We start from the raw sequence: 15,059 nt of genomic DNA, 5'->3' as shown, positions 1-15,059 counted from the left end.
AGAATATGTTTATGGTGTATTTCAATGGAAATACCTAGCTCCATCCTTGGGGCTAAAATAAACGTCATAGAGTGATAATTAATTTATTTTATGGTTTTATTTGAGCGGTTATTTCATTAATGATATTGATTTTTGTATAAACTCGTCACGGAATTTTAATTGAATTATTATTTATATACTTATTTTGTTGATGATACTGAAAGTGTGATTTTTTCTGACAAATTCCTAGGTAATTCTGTTACTTTATTGCTCATCAAGATTAACTCTCCATTTTTTTCAACTCGGATGCTAATGCCTAAATTTGGAGCATTATTAACAAGCTCCTCAAGTAAATCGAGTTTGAAACTAATGACCTTGCTCGCTTCATTGGTGTGTAGTTGATAGTTTAATAAACTCTCTTTTGGTGATGCTAATGTATCTATTGGGCTGATAGATAGAGTAATTTCTGAATTTTCAGGAATGATTGACTGTGAATAAATCTCCCCTTGTAATTGGTGGTCTGTGTTGCTTAGAAAGTTTTTAGGAAAATAGCTACAGCCTAACAATGTGCTAATAAATAATATAGGTAACAAAGACTTATATGCTTTTCTTAATGCTTTAATAATTAGCATGATAATAACTCAACTTATTGGAATGAACGGACAAAGACTTTCTGGAAGAAACATTTAATATAAGAATATAATGTGTTTCCTAAATTGTATTTTGATAAAATAGGCATCTCTGATTTTTCCCCAGTATATAAAATGCCAATTCTAGGTAAGGTCATAATCAAATTTTCGTCTAACTCAACCTTTTTAAAAGATTGGCGTAACTGCCTAACTAGCTTGTAATAGCTACTTTCAGTCACAATAGTTCCTCTTTTCTCCCAAATTTCATACATAACTTCTCTCTTGTTGCTTGTCTTAGTTAATAATATTTTTAATAAACAAGACTCGTTTTCGGTAAGATTAGCGGATATTTTCCCTCGTGAAAGGGTTCTTTTTAATGGGTCATAAACGACTTGTTCATCTAATAAGACCGTTGGCTCGATTTCATTGTAATCAACACTACTCATACATTTTTCCATAATTAATAAATTGATAATAAGTCATATCTACCCTAACTGGCGATAATATATGCTTCAATATAAAAAAATGATGTTACATAAAAATAAGGTCGTTTTTTTATATTAAGACATATTATGACAACAGGGTAAATTTAAAGCATTTATGGTGGGGATATATATCAAAAAAATAGTGATATTTTTTATTTTTTTGTTGGGCGAGTTCAGGTCGTATGTTTTTTATTAAAAATTAAGACGAAATTTATTAATGATTGATAATACCCCCAACAATTGAAATTGATGGGGGCGGTAAAATTAAATGATCTCAACATCATCCTCATCATCAGTTTCTAATTTTATCTGACCAATATTACGGTTGAGTTGTTCTGATATAGGTGCACTCATCAGGCTGATTGAGATATAACGCTTTAAAGCTTTATTAAATCGGTCACTAAGTGACGGGACTTTTTCATCTGGGCGTGATGAAAGGGCTTGAGAAGCTCCAGCAATAAACTCTTCTTTTTCATTTTTACTTAAGTGGATCATGGTCTTAAAAAAGTAGGCAAAGAACTCTTTCTCGCTATCTTTTTGTTCTAATTGATTAATGAAAAGATCAATTTTCATTTTTGCCTCCGATGACATGGGGATAGCCGTAGTTTTTTTATCATTTAAAGTAGATGAAGAGGTTGGGTTGGACGCCGCTGTCATTTTTTGTTGAATGTCTTGCTTCGATGACAAAGTAAGTTCTGGCGTTAACGTCAACAGTGGTGATGAGTTTAGATTATTTACTAATAGAGTCATGTTCGCCTCGATGAATGTTCAATAATGTAATTAGCGCTTGATACGCTTTTTTCCGTTTTTCTATAATTAGGCAGCGGTTAGCGACAGAAAAAATTTGCGGTAACGTATTTTTGGCAGCAATTGATGGCGAAAAATAACAAATTTTATTATCTACCTCTAATGCAATGGTTGCGCTACTTGTATTTGTTTGAACTTGTATTCCAGAATGCTGCTCTTTCAAAAAGGGTTGCATATCAGCGGGAAGGTGTAGGTTTATATTACAAGGGTTTTCCTGTTGATGAAGAAAATAATCTGCCACAATATCCTTTATGCGTGGGTCACTAAACAATTTAACGAGTAACGTTTCAAGTTGTTCTGCACTTTGGCTAAGTCGTTTTTGTAATGCGATTTCGCTGTTATTAAGGCTTTCAATGAAATCGGCAAGTAATTGTTGAGCACCATCATTATAACCTTGCTGATAAGCGGTTTGGTATATGCTTTCTTTTTCACTTACTGCCTGCTGGTAGTAATCATTTGCCTTAGATTGAGCATATTGAATTACATTTTTTTGGTATTGAGAGGCACTTAAAGCTCGTTTTTTAATTAACACTCTTTCTTGTGAAGTCTCTTTAACTAATGGCGGTATTTTCATTGTTTTTGTTTCTATTAATATAATGGCATATTTCTTCAATGATATTCCAAGGCAACATTGTTTCTCTATGTGCAGGGATCATTTGTTGAATTTCACGATTAAACATATACTTAGCACGTAGGATATAAGCGCTGCCAAAAGGGGCTAAACTCGATAAAACCTTTGCAGCACCTAATGCAATTAATGCGGTAGGTGCATTATTGTTTAATATCTTTTGGGCATTTAATGGCCTGCGGAAATATCGGCGTAATGTTTCACTATTTGGTAATTTCCTTGATTGTTGCTGAGACTCAGTTTGCATTACCCCTCCAATGTGCACTGCCACAATGGGTAATTGCTTCCAGTGTATGGATAGTACGTTAGGCAATAAGGGAGTACGAGGGTTTGCGCTGGGTAATGCGTATTGTTCTATCAGTTTGTGGTTATGTTGCTCCTGTAATAAAACGGGTAATTGATGATAAAAATCACCATTAAATTCCGAGTGGAAATAGCTACCAGGTGCAAGAAAAATATCTTGCTGTTGAATAAGGAGTTTATTTAGTCTCTGCATTGGGCGCATTCTCAACCATTTTTATGGGGGCTTTTTTATTTGCTTGGCGCTTCCAGATAAAAACTAATAAGCCAAACAATAAAACGATAATGCTAATAATGGCACCCAGAATGATTGGGTTAATTAAACCTGTCGGTTCTGATTTAATTTGGTATTGCAATGGTGGTCGGTTAACAATCACCACAGAAACATTATCGTAAGTGGTTTCTGCAAAGCTACTGTTTAAAAACAGTTTGATCTTATTCATCATCATCTTGGGGTCTTCATTCCCTGAATATGTCACCAGACTTGATATTTTTTGTACTTGTTTAGCCGAACCATTGCCATTTAATGGGTAGCTGACATGTACTCTGGCATTGACGACTTGTGGAATAGACAGTAATGATTGTTCAAGGCGTTGTTCAATCAAAGAAAGTAAACGTGTTCGCTCTGCTTGCGGAGAAGCGACCAGTGAATCACCAGGAAAGGCTTGGATAATTTCGACTGGGTCTTTTGATGGCAAGTTATACTGTCGCAATAAGTCGACAGCAATCACGAAGTTGTCGGGGGAAACTCGAATGGAGTCTCCCGTTTTATTATCGTGTTTACGGTGAGCTTTAACGCCATGCTCCTGCAAAATCGCTAGCACCTCGTTGCTTTGCCGTTGGCTTAAGTTACTGAGTAGTAATTGGTTATCACACCCCAGTAATAAACCTACAAAGCTAATTAACAGTAGTTTCTTTAAAATATTCATGGCTTATTGTGCTTTTAATACCGTATCAATCGCGGAAACACTTTTATGTGTTAGTGTACTCACCATACTCATGGCTAAATTGTAATTACCGACTTGATTTTGAATTTCAAGTAATTTAGCTGGGTTACTGACATCTGTATTATTGGCTTGATTAATTAAATTGGCTTTTTCATTACTAACTGCTGCAGTATATTCTGCAAATAATTGTTTTACTTTGTCTTCAAATGAACCTATCGGTACTGCTGTTTTAATATCATCGGTAATATTAGGTAATGTAGAAAGTGATATTGGGGTAATCATAAATTTATCCTATAGAAAATAAGGGTACTGTACATAACAGCTCCCTTATAGGCTTATTAAACGTTACGAATGATTGCTTGAGCGGCGTCTTTAATTGATTTCATGACGTTGCTTTGTAATTGACGTGCCATATTATAGTTACCACTTAATGCGGTAATTTTACCGAGCACTAGTGGGTTATCTACTTCAAGATTGCCATCATTAAGCATAGTATGTAATTCGTCTGCAATCACTTTTGTTCTTGCACTGACGCCAGCGGAAGCACGGTACATCATCCCATATTTACTATTTATAGGGTCGGTGGTTTCGAAAGTCGATGAGACCCATTCTCCCGTAGTTGAATTACCCTTTGCATCTACAGCCATACCATTAGTTGACATAATATTTCCTCTTTTTTGTTAATATTAAAATCTATTTGAATTGAATAACCAATGGTTGTTACCTAATAAAATATAACCATTGGATTTTGTGATAAAAGACTTGCCTGTTAATTCATTATTGGCTAATGAAATAGAAAATTGAATTTGTCTTTCTCCCCATTGCTGATAAAACGAACTTGCAAAAGTTATTAATGAAATAGTTTGTTTATCATTCAAGCTATCTTTAATAATAAAAATTGTTTTATTGTTTTCAGTTATTTTATGCCATTGAACATTACTTTCTGTTAATCCTAGTTCGGATTTTTTTATTAATTCATCAATGTTTGAAGTTTTAAATTCACTTTTACTATAACATTGAAAATAACTTGAGAATGTTTGGTTGATAAACTCTATTTCTTTACTTGATATTTTTTCTTTTAATAGTTTTATAGTAGGGTTGCATGGGTTATCAATATTTATTTTTAACAAGTTAGGAATGAATTCTGCTAGTTTATTCTCTATTTCATATTCAACATAACTGATTTTATTTATTTTAAATTGATTGCGATACTTAGATTTTAATAGACGTTGCATGCTCCAATCTAAATCCCTTTGAGTTTTAACTAAAACCAGGATTTTATCTTTTTTGCCTTCAGTGACCACGACTGGGTAATGGTTTCCATTAATCAATTCTTCAATAGCGTGTCTTTTTTTCTCTACTATTGTTTTTGTTGTTTCGGAATTATAGGGAATAGACATGAAACCGATAAATGCCAGTGTGATTATTGATATACCGATTATTATTTTGCTGGCGTATGGCGATTTTTTAAATTTATGCCTCATTTTTTCTGTTTTAATAGTACTGTCTGGAATAGTTTCCTCCATAAGAGGGAGCTCCCAAGGTGTATCGATACGTTTAATCGCAAAAGGAAATAGCTCTTTTAAAACAGTCTCATGCAGATTGATTGGGATGATTTTACTTTGATTTTTAGTATGAAGGTCAATCGCGATCTGGTCTTCATAGGAAATGATTGAGAAGGTAAAAGCTTCCTGATGGCTGGGTATCGAATAACTCGTGAACCCTTCATCAGAAATATTATTTTTGTAATCATTATCCTCACCAATAATAATCAAGTTAGCATCTAAATTTATTATTATTTCCTGATCGCACATTTCACCACTGGCGATCCTCATAATGTAAGTGCGGTTATTTATGTCTGTCATACATGTAATCTCAATAAAATTATTTAAACGTATTAAACAGTGAAAATATTATTCAGTCAGCTGAATAGATCTTATTCATTTACACTAAGGGGTGAGGAGGCAAAGTATGAAGTATTCTGCTTTATTCCTTTGTGTTTTGTGCGAGCATCCCGCACCCTGATTCTAAATATTAATCAATAGAAAGGGCTTATATAATGCTAAAGAAAGACATTGCTGCATTATTGAAACATGGGGATCTCTGTTTTTCTTTGCAGGATAAACTGATTTTGGCAGTTCCCTCTGAGGGAGCAGCGACTTTTTGTTATAAATCTCCATATTCAAACTTAAATATTCAATTTGAAAAAAACGCTATATTTATCGCCAATGATGCAGTGTTGAGTACTAATAACAACCCAAACTGGGATATTTACTCAATAGAGTTATCAGAGTTAGTTGAAATTCTTGCTGTTATTGATACTGCAACAAAGCAATCTTTCCTTTCTAAGAAAGCGAAATGTGGTTCTAGTAATGAAATAGTACAAGAATATATTCCATTGGATGAAGAGTTTTTTACAACCATATCAGTTAAAAATGTTGTCATCGATTTAGTCATTAGAGAGCAACCTGAATTTGAGTTTTGGTGCAATATATTGCGTAAATATGAAGCCTACGGAATGATGCGATTTATTCTTTCTGCAGCGCAGAGTGATAAAAATGCCAATATTAATCAGCTTTGTGCTCGTTATGGAGTTTCAGCCTCTTATTTTAGACAGCTTTATCGAGAAAACTTTAATAAAACAGCGAAGCGAAAGATTATGAGTGTTCGCATGGCAAACGCTATTTTGCAATTAATTGAAAGTGAAAGCTCAATTTTGGATGTGGGATTAGAAGCGGGTTACTGCTCTGCCTCACACTTCACCAATGATCTTAAAAAAGAGTTGGGACTTACCCCTTCAGAAATAAGACATCTTGGAGACAATTTATATGAGCAGTAACAAAAGAGGAGTGGTATTACTGGCACTCCTTTTATTATCGATGAGTGGTTATTCAGCTCAGTCTGAAATTTTTGTTGCACAACCTGTAGCTCAAGAAAAAAACCATGACACATTTGTTGCAAATAATATTGCTGTTGGCAAAGTTTTTGAGGCGGTCGCTGAGCAATTAAACAAGCCTATTATTTTAAGTAAATTAGCGGCACAGAAAAAAGTAACGGGCAATTTTAATCTAGCCAATGCGGATGAGATGTTTAAAGCATTAACTCGCCGTATTGCATTAGTGTGGTATGACGATGGTGCCAGTATTTATGTTTACGATAATAGTGAAATGCGCAGTACGATTATACCGACTCATGGTGTTAGTAGTGGGCAGGTTCTCAATTATATTCAACGTAATGGCATTTATGATGAACGCTTTCCTGTTCGTTCTCAAGGAGGTGATAGCTTATTGTTTGTTTCGGGGCCGCCTTTATATGTTGAGCTAATTAAGGCTGCGGCACTGTATTTAGATAAGCAGATTCAACAAGAAGAACAAGTGGGCAGTCAGGTTGTGGTTATCTCTTTAAAACATGCCTCAGTTACTGACCGAAGCTATACATCGCGCGGCCAAAGTACAACGGTACCTGGCATGTTAACGGTCATTTCGGCTTTATTTAAAGATAACGGAAACACCGTTGAAGAAACGATTAATGTTCAGCCAGCCAAATTGAACTCAGTAGAAGATTCAATTGATGAATTATTAGATGCTCCTATTGGTGAAAGTGTTCCATCACAGAAACAAGTGATAGTGAAAAGCTCGTCAGGGAGAAATGTACTCTCGCTGGTGGCGCACTCTGATAGCAATAGTTTGATTGTCAAAGGTAGCCAAGAACAAATTAACTATGTTAGGCAACTGGTTAGGACCTTAGATACTCGTCGTCGACAAGTCGAATTATCTTTGTGGATTATTGACATAACACGATCAGAGTTAGACAACTTGGGGGTGAATTGGGAAGTTGGCACCTTTAAAGCGGGTCGAGGGGCTGTCGCATTTAACCGTAGCACACTATCAAATAGCCAAGATTTTTTATTACAGATTGATGCATTAAGTAAAAAGGGAAATGGGCATATTGTGTCACGTCCTGTTTTACTGACTCAAGAAAACATTCCTGCTTTATTCGATAACAACACCAGTTTTTACGCTAAGTTACAAGGTGAGCGCATTGCGACATTAGAGCAAGTGACTTACGGAACCATGATCAGTGTGATGCCTCGTATTTCTGCGGGTCATCAGGTCGAAATGGAAGTTAACATTGAAGACGGTGCACAAAGTCATGGAAGTGATGGTAAAGCTTCAAGCGTTGAGGGGTTGCCATCGATTAACCGCACGACCATTAATACTGTTGCTCGTATCGCGAAAGACAGCAGTTTACTTATCGGTGGTTATACGCGTGAACAATATATTGAAAATGAAAGCAAAATTCCTGGGCTAGGCGATATTCCTTTTGTTGGCGGCTTATTTAGTAGCTCGTCAGTTAATCAGCAAAAAATGGTAAGGTTGTTTTTGATCCAACCGCGTTTATTAGATGAAAACGAAGCTTGGGATGGGCGTCAGTTTTCAGAAAAAACGCGTATTACACAGCACAATAGTCAGTTGCATGGCACGGTACAATTTCTCCAACAGTATATGAGCGAGTCATGGCAATAACGCCACTGAACTATAGCAACCGTTTTTCGGTTGGTACGCAAGATAAAAGCAGGGCGTCAGCGAAGAGTAATACTGACGACAGTGACGAGGTAACCCGAGGGTTAGGGGTCATTGACAGCAGCAGCGAATATGCCTCAATGGCCATGTTAGCGGCAAGCCATATTCGCAGAGGAAGTTCTCGTAAAGACCCTGAAGAAGAATGGATGCGCTTTGCTGAGCGTATTTTAGATAGCAATGCAGATGGAAAAATTACCCAAATTGAGGCTCTGCTAAATAAGCAGTTAATGAATCCTCGGCAATTACGCACTTTATTATTGCAATTTTTTCCAGATCCTAGTGATTTATTAATGGCGCTTGCTTCATTAATTCATCGCAAAAAGTTTAAAAATGAGCAAATAGCATATCTCGAAACACTTTATGAGCAATTATTGAATGAAGAAAATGCGCGTAGTGCACAAGCTGGCGCTAACGTGGCATTACTTGCCAAGGCATTTGCTCAAAAATTGAAACAAAGCGCAGGGAACTTGCGTAGTGTTTACCGTGAATTCATTGGTTATGACGGCCCTGTCGTATATTTATATGAACAATGGGTTGAAGTCATGGAACTCCAAGAGCGGGAAAATATGATGCGTTATTTGGCTCGAGCCTTAGCGTGTGATCTACAAGCATTGCCGCTTGGTGATGTGAATATCAGTGAATTTGGTAATTTTTTTATTCGAGTTGGTCGTTTACGTGAACTGCAATCTCTTGATTGCATCTTTAGCCAGAAAATTTTTCAAGCGGATTTTTTTCGTTATCAAATAGATAACCAAAAATTGGTGTTAGAGAAATCCCTCAGCCAAATATTTATTAGCGGTATTCGTGGGCTAGCTGATTTTGAAGAGCAAATTGTCATATTTGTGAATAAAGAATTACGGTTCATGCACACAGAGACGCGAGCAAGGTTTTTGCAATTAGTATTTTTGGCCTTTTCTACTATTCCGATTTCGGTATTTCCTATATTGGAATCAAGGGATGAAATATTGGAACATTTAAAAAAACAAATGAATGACATTGTGGCACAAGAAATTATCAAAAAATAAAAATAGGAAATAAATAACTCTATGAAGAGCATAACTGGATTTTTATTACAAATCCGCCAACGGCCAGAGTTAATGGTATTGGTTATTATGGTGATGGTAATTGCGATGTTAATTATTCCATTACCTACAATATTGGTCGATTTATTAATTGGCTTAAATATTATGATTTCAGTCCTCATTTTTATGAGCTCTTTCTATATTACACGGGTACTGAATTTTCAATCATTTCCATCCATATTATTAATAAGTACATTATTTAGATTGGCGCTATCAATTAGTACTAGTCGTTTGATTCTATTAGAGGCGGATGCTGGGGATATTATTGCCACGTTTGGTGAGTTTGTTATTCAAGATAACTTAGTCGTTGGGATGGTGGTTTTTGCCATTGTGACTATCGTACAATTTATCGTTATTACCAAAGGTTCTGAACGTATTGCTGAAGTTGCCGCTCGCTTTTCTTTGGATGCGATGCCTGGTAAACAAATGAGTATTGATGCAGATTTACGTGCAGGTGTTATCGATGAGGCAACCGTTAAAGAGAAACGAGGCGATTTAGAAAAAGAAAGCCAGTTATTTGGTTCATTCGATGGTGCAATGAAGTTTATTAAAGGGGATGCTATCGCCGGTATTGTTATCATTTTTGTAAACTTAATTGGTGGTATCTCTGTTGGTACAGCCCAGCAAGGTATGGATGTATCAACGGCCTTAAATACTTTTTCATTATTAACGATAGGTGATGGTTTAGTTGCACAAATTCCAGCGCTGCTGATCTCTATTAGTGCGGGCTTTATTGTCACTCGTGTAGGGGGCAATGATAAAAACTTAGGTGAAAACATTGTCTCTGAGCTATTTGCCAACAATTTTACTATTTTAATTACTGGTTTAATTGTATTTTTCATGGGCTTTTTGCCGGGCTTCCCGACGAGTATATTTTTACTTCTTTCTGCTCTTCTTTTTGGGTTGTTTGGTGTTCGTCATTACAAAAACCGTAAGAAGAAAACTCATGAGACCCAACAAGAAAGTCAGTGTGTTAATCCTGAAGTGACCGAAGGGGAAACTCAGCGTGCAAATCAAGAATTTGAGGAAGAATATATTCCTGAAACACTACCCATTATTATTTCTGTTAATCAGGATTATAAAACGCATTTAGAAGAACATCGTTTTCTAACGCGAATGAAAAAAGATGTGTTTATTCGTTATGGGTATCGTATTCCTGATATTGCGATTAATTACTCTCCTATTGTACCCGAAAATAAAATTGTGGTTTTAATTAATGAAGTTAAAGCGGGTGAATACGATATTTATTTTCATGGTCATCGCCTATTAACACAAACGGATGAGTTGGAGCATCTTGGAATCGAATTAACCAAGTACACTGATGAATATGGTGTTACGAGCCATTGGGTTGCGGACCAAGAGAAACAAAGCATTGAACAACTAGGGTTATATAGCCGTGATGATATTACGGAAATGATTGATTGTGTTAGTACCTTGATGCTGCGTCATATTAATGAATTTTTTGGTATCCAAGAAACTAAAAACCTACTTGACGACCTTGAGAAAAAATACCCTGAACTACTGAAAGAGTGTTATCGCCATGTAACAGTACAGAAGGTTACAGAGGTTTTCCAGCGTTTATTGATGGAAAAAATATCAGTACGGAACATGAAGCTCATTATTGAAAATTTGGTGCAATGGGTACCTAAAGAAAAAGATAGTTTGATGTTAGTTGAGCATATTCGCAGTGGTATGGCGCGTTATATCTCTTCGCGTTTTGCCGTCGAGGGGCGTTTAAATGTATTAATGGTCAATTCAGTGACTGAAGACACGATCCGCCAAGGAATTCGCCAATCATCTGGAGGGGTGTATTTACACCTTGAACCAGAAACCAGTAATGCGTTGATTCAAGCAGCTGAGCTAGCGTTAGAAAATAGCTACTTGTCTGTTAGAGATATCAGCATGTTAGTGCCAGTTGATATTCGCCGTTTTGTTAAAAAAATCCTAGAGGCTCGATTCCCTGAATTGGAAGTGCTCTCTTTCAATGAAGTTTCTGAGACCGTAAAAGTTAACGTTATTAATACAATATAACCAATAGCAATTACCGATAGTAAAACATTATCAAATAAACATAAGGAATAAAAATATGAAATACCGTTTTGTAGAAGTACTAAATGAATATTTAGGTGAAATGGGACGTGATGATTTAATTAATACCCAATTAGATTGCCACTCGAATATTCAATTAGAAATGAATGATTCACCGGCAATTAATATTGACCTAACATCGGACGATATTATTATTTGGTGTGCTTTATCAGAGTGTAATTATAGCCGTTTAGATTCGGTGAGCGGTTTATTATTGAAATCTATGATGGAGTATCCGCCTAATAATTTCCAAGTTGGTCAGCCTGCTTTAAATTTGGTTGATGACACGCTTATTTTATCTGCAGTTTTAAAAAATTCAGCTTTGAATGAAATGTCATTATTTTCAAATAGTTTTGAAGAGTTTTTTGAGCGCGCAAATGTATTGCGTGATCAACTTTCAGCCTAAATTATCAAGATAAAAAATGAAACTCTTTGATATCTGCGCGCATCCTGCGCGCATTCATGGATGCCTAATTGAAGCACCCCTACAAGGGGTGTTTATTGGTGAAATTTGTTTTATCGAACGGTCTATTTCGCATCCAGAGATTATTGCGAAAGCCCAAGTTGTGGGCTTTAAAGAAGGTTTAACGGTATTAAGTTTAATTGGGCGTATTCAAGGTTTAACGCGTGAGGTGGTTATTCGCCCAAGTGGCTACCCATTTGTTTTTTCTGTGAATGAATCGTTGGCAGGGAAAATTTTTAATGCGGCGGGTGAGCAAGTTGGACAATTAACTGAGAATGCTGATGAAGTTTCTTATCTTGATAACCGTTTGCAACGGATTGATAGTCCACCGGCTAACGTTACACAACGGCGTCCAATTGATGAGCCTTTAATGACAGGTGTCCGTGCAATAGATGGGCTATTGACCTGTGGTTTAGGGCAGAGAATTGGTATTTTCGCTGCGGCGGGAAGTGGAAAAACGTCATTGATGAATATGATCATTAACCATGCTAGTGCGGATATTCATGTGGTGGCTTTAATTGGGGAACGAGGTCGAGAAGTTATTGAGTTTATAGAGGAATTGAAGCATTCCCCTCATACTGCACAAACTATTTTAGTGTATGCCACATCGGATAGCCCGCCAATAGAGCGTTGCAATGCCGCATTATTAGCGACGACTATTGCGGAGTATTACCGTGATTTAGGGCGTAACGTGTTGCTATATGTTGATTCCATGACGCGCTACGCAAGGGCGTTACGAGATGTTGCATTGGCAACGGGGGAATTACCGGCAAGGCGTGGATACCCTGCCTCTGTATTTGAGCAATTACCCATGTTACTCGAACGTCCCGGGCGTTTGAAACAAGGTGCCATCACGGCTTTTTATACGGTTTTGCTTGAGAGTGAAGATGAGGCTGATCCTATTGGTGACGAAATTCGCTCAATCCTCGATGGACATATTTATCTTAGTCATAAACTTGCTGGCCGGGGTCATTATCCCGCCATTGATATTTTGCAAAGTATCAGCCGTGTTTTCCCCAAAGTCACTTCACCAGAGCATAGAAAAGCCGCGGGCGAAGTACGTGAAATGCTTGGGAAACTTGAGCAACTTCAGTTGTATTTAGATTTAGGTGAATACCGTGAAGGGGAAAATGTGGATAACGATAGGGCACTAGCAAAGCAAACGGATATTGAAATGTTTTTAAAACAAGGGATGGAACAGCCTGAAAGTTCTGAAGATATATTGACGCAACTCAATCGATTAGTGTCATGAGTGTTAAAAACTTATTACTTCTCACTGAGCGCCGCTTAGATAAAACACGGCAAGAACAAGGAAAAATAAACTTAGCTATCTATGAATTACAGCAAAATATTTCCGAAGTTCAGGAGCGGGTCAGAATTTTAGCGGCACAAGTTATTTTATATGAAAAGTCTCAAGAACTAAAACCGATTGCATTTTGGGAACGCCAACGCCTCAAAGCTGCAGTTTTGGCAAATATTGCGCAATTTGAATATCAAATCGACAGCATGTCGGTACAAATAGAAAAATACCAACAATTAGCAGAAAAAATAAAAGCACAGGCACTTTTGTTACACAACAAGTGTGAAAAATTCCAAAAATATCTCAAACAGCAACGTACTAAACAATGTTTAAAATCAGAGCGTCAGCAGCAACATGAAATAGAGGAGCTATTTGTTCATGTCAGCAATTAAATCACTTTCGAGTGAAAAAGTAATCAATAATACCACTGAGCTAGTTGGAGCAATCGTAAAACTAACACATGGCTATAACCAACAAGGTAAAGAAAACGCAAATGCTCTTTCTTTTCAGCGACTCGCTAAGAAAGTCGCAAATGTTTTTGCACAAAAGACATTACTTAAACCAAAAACACAATCCGATTTTGCGAGTAATACCCTATGTTTAGGGGGGCAATATACTGCTTCTATGGGGATTGCGGAGCCGGTCGTTTCTATGCCTTTACGCTATTTACCCCAAAATACAGACCACATGATGTTGGAAACTGAACCGCAGAATGTATTACAAGTGGAAGCCCTGATTGTAGAACATTTTACTCCCCAATTAGAGATAGATGGCACATGGTTACTTAACGGTGAGTCTAACCCGTTGTTATTAGAGGAGAACGAGGAAGATAGCACATTGATTCTAGGCGATGTTCAAGACGATTTAGAAGATTATACGCTGTTAGATGATGATATTCCGTTAATCAATATGAGTGGTATGCCAATTCTTCATACACACAATTCTGATGCAGTGTTAAAGCCGAATAGCTTATTGCGTTCATCCGGCGCAATGGAAGGTGAGGCTACTGAACAACCGGTGTTAAATTTATTCAACAATGAAAATGATGTGAAAGCTTCAGTTGCGAATAAAGGTCAACAGCATGTTTTTTCTACCCTGTTGTCCCCCGAAAAGCCATTTATCTCAGAGGTGATTACCGCTGAAAAAATGATGGGGTCACCAGAGTCAATACAGACAAGTAGTGAGGGGCAAAGCAGTAATGAGCATGGGGTAGCGGCCTTAGAAACAATGCTAGAAGGTCACCAACCGAGTGTTGATGAGCATGCAGGAATATCCACAGAGCGTTTTATGCAAATTCTGACGAAAAGTGAGAAAAACCAGTCCGTTTTGCAAGAGAACACAAATAATGATGGCGCTAATATAGCTCGAAATAGCCCGATGCCTGTTGAAGTTGCGATGGCGCCACAGGCTCAGGTTGCCGTGGGGACCCCAGCTAGCGAGCTGTCTTCGACCGCGCAAAAGGTGGAACAATGGATTGAGCATAGTAATGCAATTAAGAATGCTCAAGTGAATGAGAGTTCACCGCGAACCTTAACTTATACCTTTCAGCAATGGAAGAATGCACCGTCGGTAACGTTTGAATTAGCGACAAAAACAGATGTTATTGCCTCTACCTATAGCCGCGAGGTACAGCATGTGTTGCAGGACAATAAACATTTATTAAGTAGTGAAAAAAATATTTATTTCCGCCAAGAACAAGAACGCGGTCAGCATGACCAACAGCAAAAACAGCGTCAGCAGGAACAGCATCAGCAAGAAGAAGATTAAA

General features: G+C 37.1%; 17 protein-coding genes. 8 read left to right on the top strand and 9 right to left on the bottom strand.

The window, feature by feature from the left end; genetic code table 11:
* Positions 1-179: 179 nt before the first annotated feature.
* The 9 genes from M1F14_RS02325 to M1F14_RS02285 form a co-directional block, all read right to left on the bottom strand.
* Positions 180-611, bottom strand: coding sequence for a hypothetical protein (locus tag M1F14_RS02325; protein WP_042843331.1), 432 nt, complete (start codon positions 609-611; stop codon positions 180-182).
* A gap of 14 nt (positions 612-625) precedes the next feature.
* Entirely contained in the window at positions 626-1,054 is a 429-nt protein-coding gene (locus M1F14_RS02320; protein WP_181468945.1) for a hypothetical protein, read from the bottom strand.
* Positions 1,055-1,357: 303 nt separating this feature from the next.
* Positions 1,358-1,843: a hypothetical protein gene (locus tag M1F14_RS02315; protein WP_181468947.1), complete on the bottom strand. Its 486-nt coding sequence runs from the start codon at positions 1,841-1,843 to the stop codon at positions 1,358-1,360.
* Positions 1,824-2,474 (bottom strand): hypothetical protein, encoded by a 651-nt coding sequence (locus M1F14_RS02310; RefSeq protein WP_181468949.1) that lies wholly within the window; start codon positions 2,472-2,474, stop codon positions 1,824-1,826. Before M1F14_RS02310 ends, M1F14_RS02315 begins: the two co-directional genes overlap by 20 nt.
* Positions 2,452-3,024: a hypothetical protein gene (locus M1F14_RS02305; RefSeq protein WP_181468950.1), complete on the bottom strand. Its 573-nt coding sequence runs from the start codon at positions 3,022-3,024 to the stop codon at positions 2,452-2,454. The genes M1F14_RS02310 and M1F14_RS02305 overlap by 23 nt, the downstream gene beginning before the upstream one ends.
* A complete protein-coding gene (gene sctJ, locus M1F14_RS02300) occupies positions 3,008-3,757 on the bottom strand; it encodes a type III secretion system inner membrane ring lipoprotein SctJ (protein WP_181468952.1) in 750 nt (249 codons plus the stop codon). The genes M1F14_RS02305 and sctJ overlap by 17 nt, the downstream gene beginning before the upstream one ends.
* A 3-nt stretch (positions 3,758-3,760) precedes the next feature.
* Entirely contained in the window at positions 3,761-4,057 is a 297-nt protein-coding gene (gene sctI, locus M1F14_RS02295; protein ID WP_181468954.1) for a type III secretion system inner rod subunit SctI, read from the bottom strand.
* Between the two features lie 56 nt (positions 4,058-4,113).
* The gene (locus M1F14_RS02290; protein WP_042843337.1) at positions 4,114-4,437 is read right to left on the bottom strand and encodes a type III secretion apparatus needle protein; all 324 of its coding nucleotides are present in this window, start codon (positions 4,435-4,437) and stop codon (positions 4,114-4,116) included.
* 24 nt (positions 4,438-4,461) lie between these two features.
* On the bottom strand, positions 4,462-5,640 hold the full coding sequence (locus tag M1F14_RS02285) for a PrgH/EprH family type III secretion apparatus protein (RefSeq protein ID WP_181468955.1): 1,179 nt from the start codon (positions 5,638-5,640) through the stop codon (positions 4,462-4,464).
* Positions 5,641-5,834: 194 nt separating this feature from the next.
* On the opposite strand from M1F14_RS02285, the gene M1F14_RS02280 reads away from it, so the two are divergent.
* From M1F14_RS02280 to M1F14_RS02245, 8 genes are read left to right on the top strand one after another with little or no spacing between them, the layout of a single operon-like run.
* Positions 5,835-6,614, top strand: coding sequence for an AraC family transcriptional regulator (locus M1F14_RS02280; RefSeq protein WP_042843339.1), 780 nt, complete (start codon positions 5,835-5,837; stop codon positions 6,612-6,614).
* Complete coding sequence (sctC, locus tag M1F14_RS02275) at positions 6,604-8,301, top strand: type III secretion system outer membrane ring subunit SctC (protein WP_181468957.1); 1,698 nt, start codon at positions 6,604-6,606, stop codon at positions 8,299-8,301. Before M1F14_RS02280 ends, sctC begins: the two co-directional genes overlap by 11 nt.
* Positions 8,292-9,383, top strand: coding sequence for a type III secretion system gatekeeper subunit SctW (gene sctW, locus M1F14_RS02270; protein WP_048605520.1), 1,092 nt, complete (start codon positions 8,292-8,294; stop codon positions 9,381-9,383). Before sctC ends, sctW begins: the two co-directional genes overlap by 10 nt.
* 21 nt (positions 9,384-9,404) lie before the next feature.
* On the top strand, positions 9,405-11,471 hold the full coding sequence (locus tag M1F14_RS02265; RefSeq protein WP_181468959.1) for an EscV/YscV/HrcV family type III secretion system export apparatus protein: 2,067 nt from the start codon (positions 9,405-9,407) through the stop codon (positions 11,469-11,471).
* A 55-nt stretch (positions 11,472-11,526) separates the two neighbouring features.
* Positions 11,527-11,934, top strand: a complete 408-nt coding sequence (locus M1F14_RS02260) for a type III secretion system protein (RefSeq protein WP_048605518.1) — start codon at positions 11,527-11,529, stop codon at positions 11,932-11,934.
* A gap of 16 nt (positions 11,935-11,950) precedes the next feature.
* Positions 11,951-13,243, top strand: coding sequence for a type III secretion system ATPase SctN (gene sctN, locus M1F14_RS02255; protein ID WP_181468960.1), 1,293 nt, complete (start codon positions 11,951-11,953; stop codon positions 13,241-13,243).
* The gene (locus tag M1F14_RS02250) at positions 13,240-13,683 is read left to right on the top strand and encodes a hypothetical protein (protein WP_181468962.1); all 444 of its coding nucleotides are present in this window, start codon (positions 13,240-13,242) and stop codon (positions 13,681-13,683) included. Before sctN ends, M1F14_RS02250 begins: the two co-directional genes overlap by 4 nt.
* Positions 13,670-15,058 (top strand): hypothetical protein, encoded by a 1,389-nt coding sequence (locus tag M1F14_RS02245; RefSeq protein ID WP_181468964.1) that lies wholly within the window; start codon positions 13,670-13,672, stop codon positions 15,056-15,058. The genes M1F14_RS02250 and M1F14_RS02245 overlap by 14 nt, the downstream gene beginning before the upstream one ends.
* The last annotated feature ends 1 nt before the right edge of the window (position 15,059 follow it).

Origin of the sequence: Providencia sp. PROV003 (genome assembly GCF_045040775.1) — a bacterium.
Lineage (GTDB): Bacteria > Pseudomonadota > Gammaproteobacteria > Enterobacterales > Enterobacteriaceae > Providencia > Providencia huashanensis.
This window is presented reverse-complemented; position numbering and strand designations above follow the sequence as displayed.

Bases quoted from the DNA above. Each gene is read 5' to 3' on its own strand.
- M1F14_RS02325 (WP_042843331.1), bottom strand. From the start codon at position 611: ATGCTAATTATTAAAGCATTAAGAAAAGCATATAAGTCTTTGTTACCT.
- M1F14_RS02320 (WP_181468945.1), bottom strand. From the start codon at position 1,054: ATGAGTAGTGTTGATTACAATGAAATCGAGCCAACGGTCTTATTAGAT.
- M1F14_RS02315 (WP_181468947.1), bottom strand. From the start codon at position 1,843: ATGACTCTATTAGTAAATAATCTAAACTCATCACCACTGTTGACGTTA.
- M1F14_RS02310 (WP_181468949.1), bottom strand. From the start codon at position 2,474: ATGAAAATACCGCCATTAGTTAAAGAGACTTCACAAGAAAGAGTGTTA.
- M1F14_RS02305 (WP_181468950.1), bottom strand. From the start codon at position 3,024: ATGCAGAGACTAAATAAACTCCTTATTCAACAGCAAGATATTTTTCTT.
- sctJ (WP_181468952.1), bottom strand. From the start codon at position 3,757: ATGAATATTTTAAAGAAACTACTGTTAATTAGCTTTGTAGGTTTATTA.
- sctI (WP_181468954.1), bottom strand. From the start codon at position 4,057: ATGATTACCCCAATATCACTTTCTACATTACCTAATATTACCGATGAT.
- M1F14_RS02290 (WP_042843337.1), bottom strand. From the start codon at position 4,437: ATGTCAACTAATGGTATGGCTGTAGATGCAAAGGGTAATTCAACTACG.
- M1F14_RS02285 (WP_181468955.1), bottom strand. From the start codon at position 5,640: ATGACAGACATAAATAACCGCACTTACATTATGAGGATCGCCAGTGGT.
- M1F14_RS02280 (WP_042843339.1), top strand. From the start codon at position 5,835: ATGCTAAAGAAAGACATTGCTGCATTATTGAAACATGGGGATCTCTGT.
- sctC (WP_181468957.1), top strand. From the start codon at position 6,604: ATGAGCAGTAACAAAAGAGGAGTGGTATTACTGGCACTCCTTTTATTA.
- sctW (WP_048605520.1), top strand. From the start codon at position 8,292: ATGGCAATAACGCCACTGAACTATAGCAACCGTTTTTCGGTTGGTACG.
- M1F14_RS02265 (WP_181468959.1), top strand. From the start codon at position 9,405: ATGAAGAGCATAACTGGATTTTTATTACAAATCCGCCAACGGCCAGAG.
- M1F14_RS02260 (WP_048605518.1), top strand. From the start codon at position 11,527: ATGAAATACCGTTTTGTAGAAGTACTAAATGAATATTTAGGTGAAATG.
- sctN (WP_181468960.1), top strand. From the start codon at position 11,951: ATGAAACTCTTTGATATCTGCGCGCATCCTGCGCGCATTCATGGATGC.
- M1F14_RS02250 (WP_181468962.1), top strand. From the start codon at position 13,240: ATGAGTGTTAAAAACTTATTACTTCTCACTGAGCGCCGCTTAGATAAA.
- M1F14_RS02245 (WP_181468964.1), top strand. From the start codon at position 13,670: ATGTCAGCAATTAAATCACTTTCGAGTGAAAAAGTAATCAATAATACC.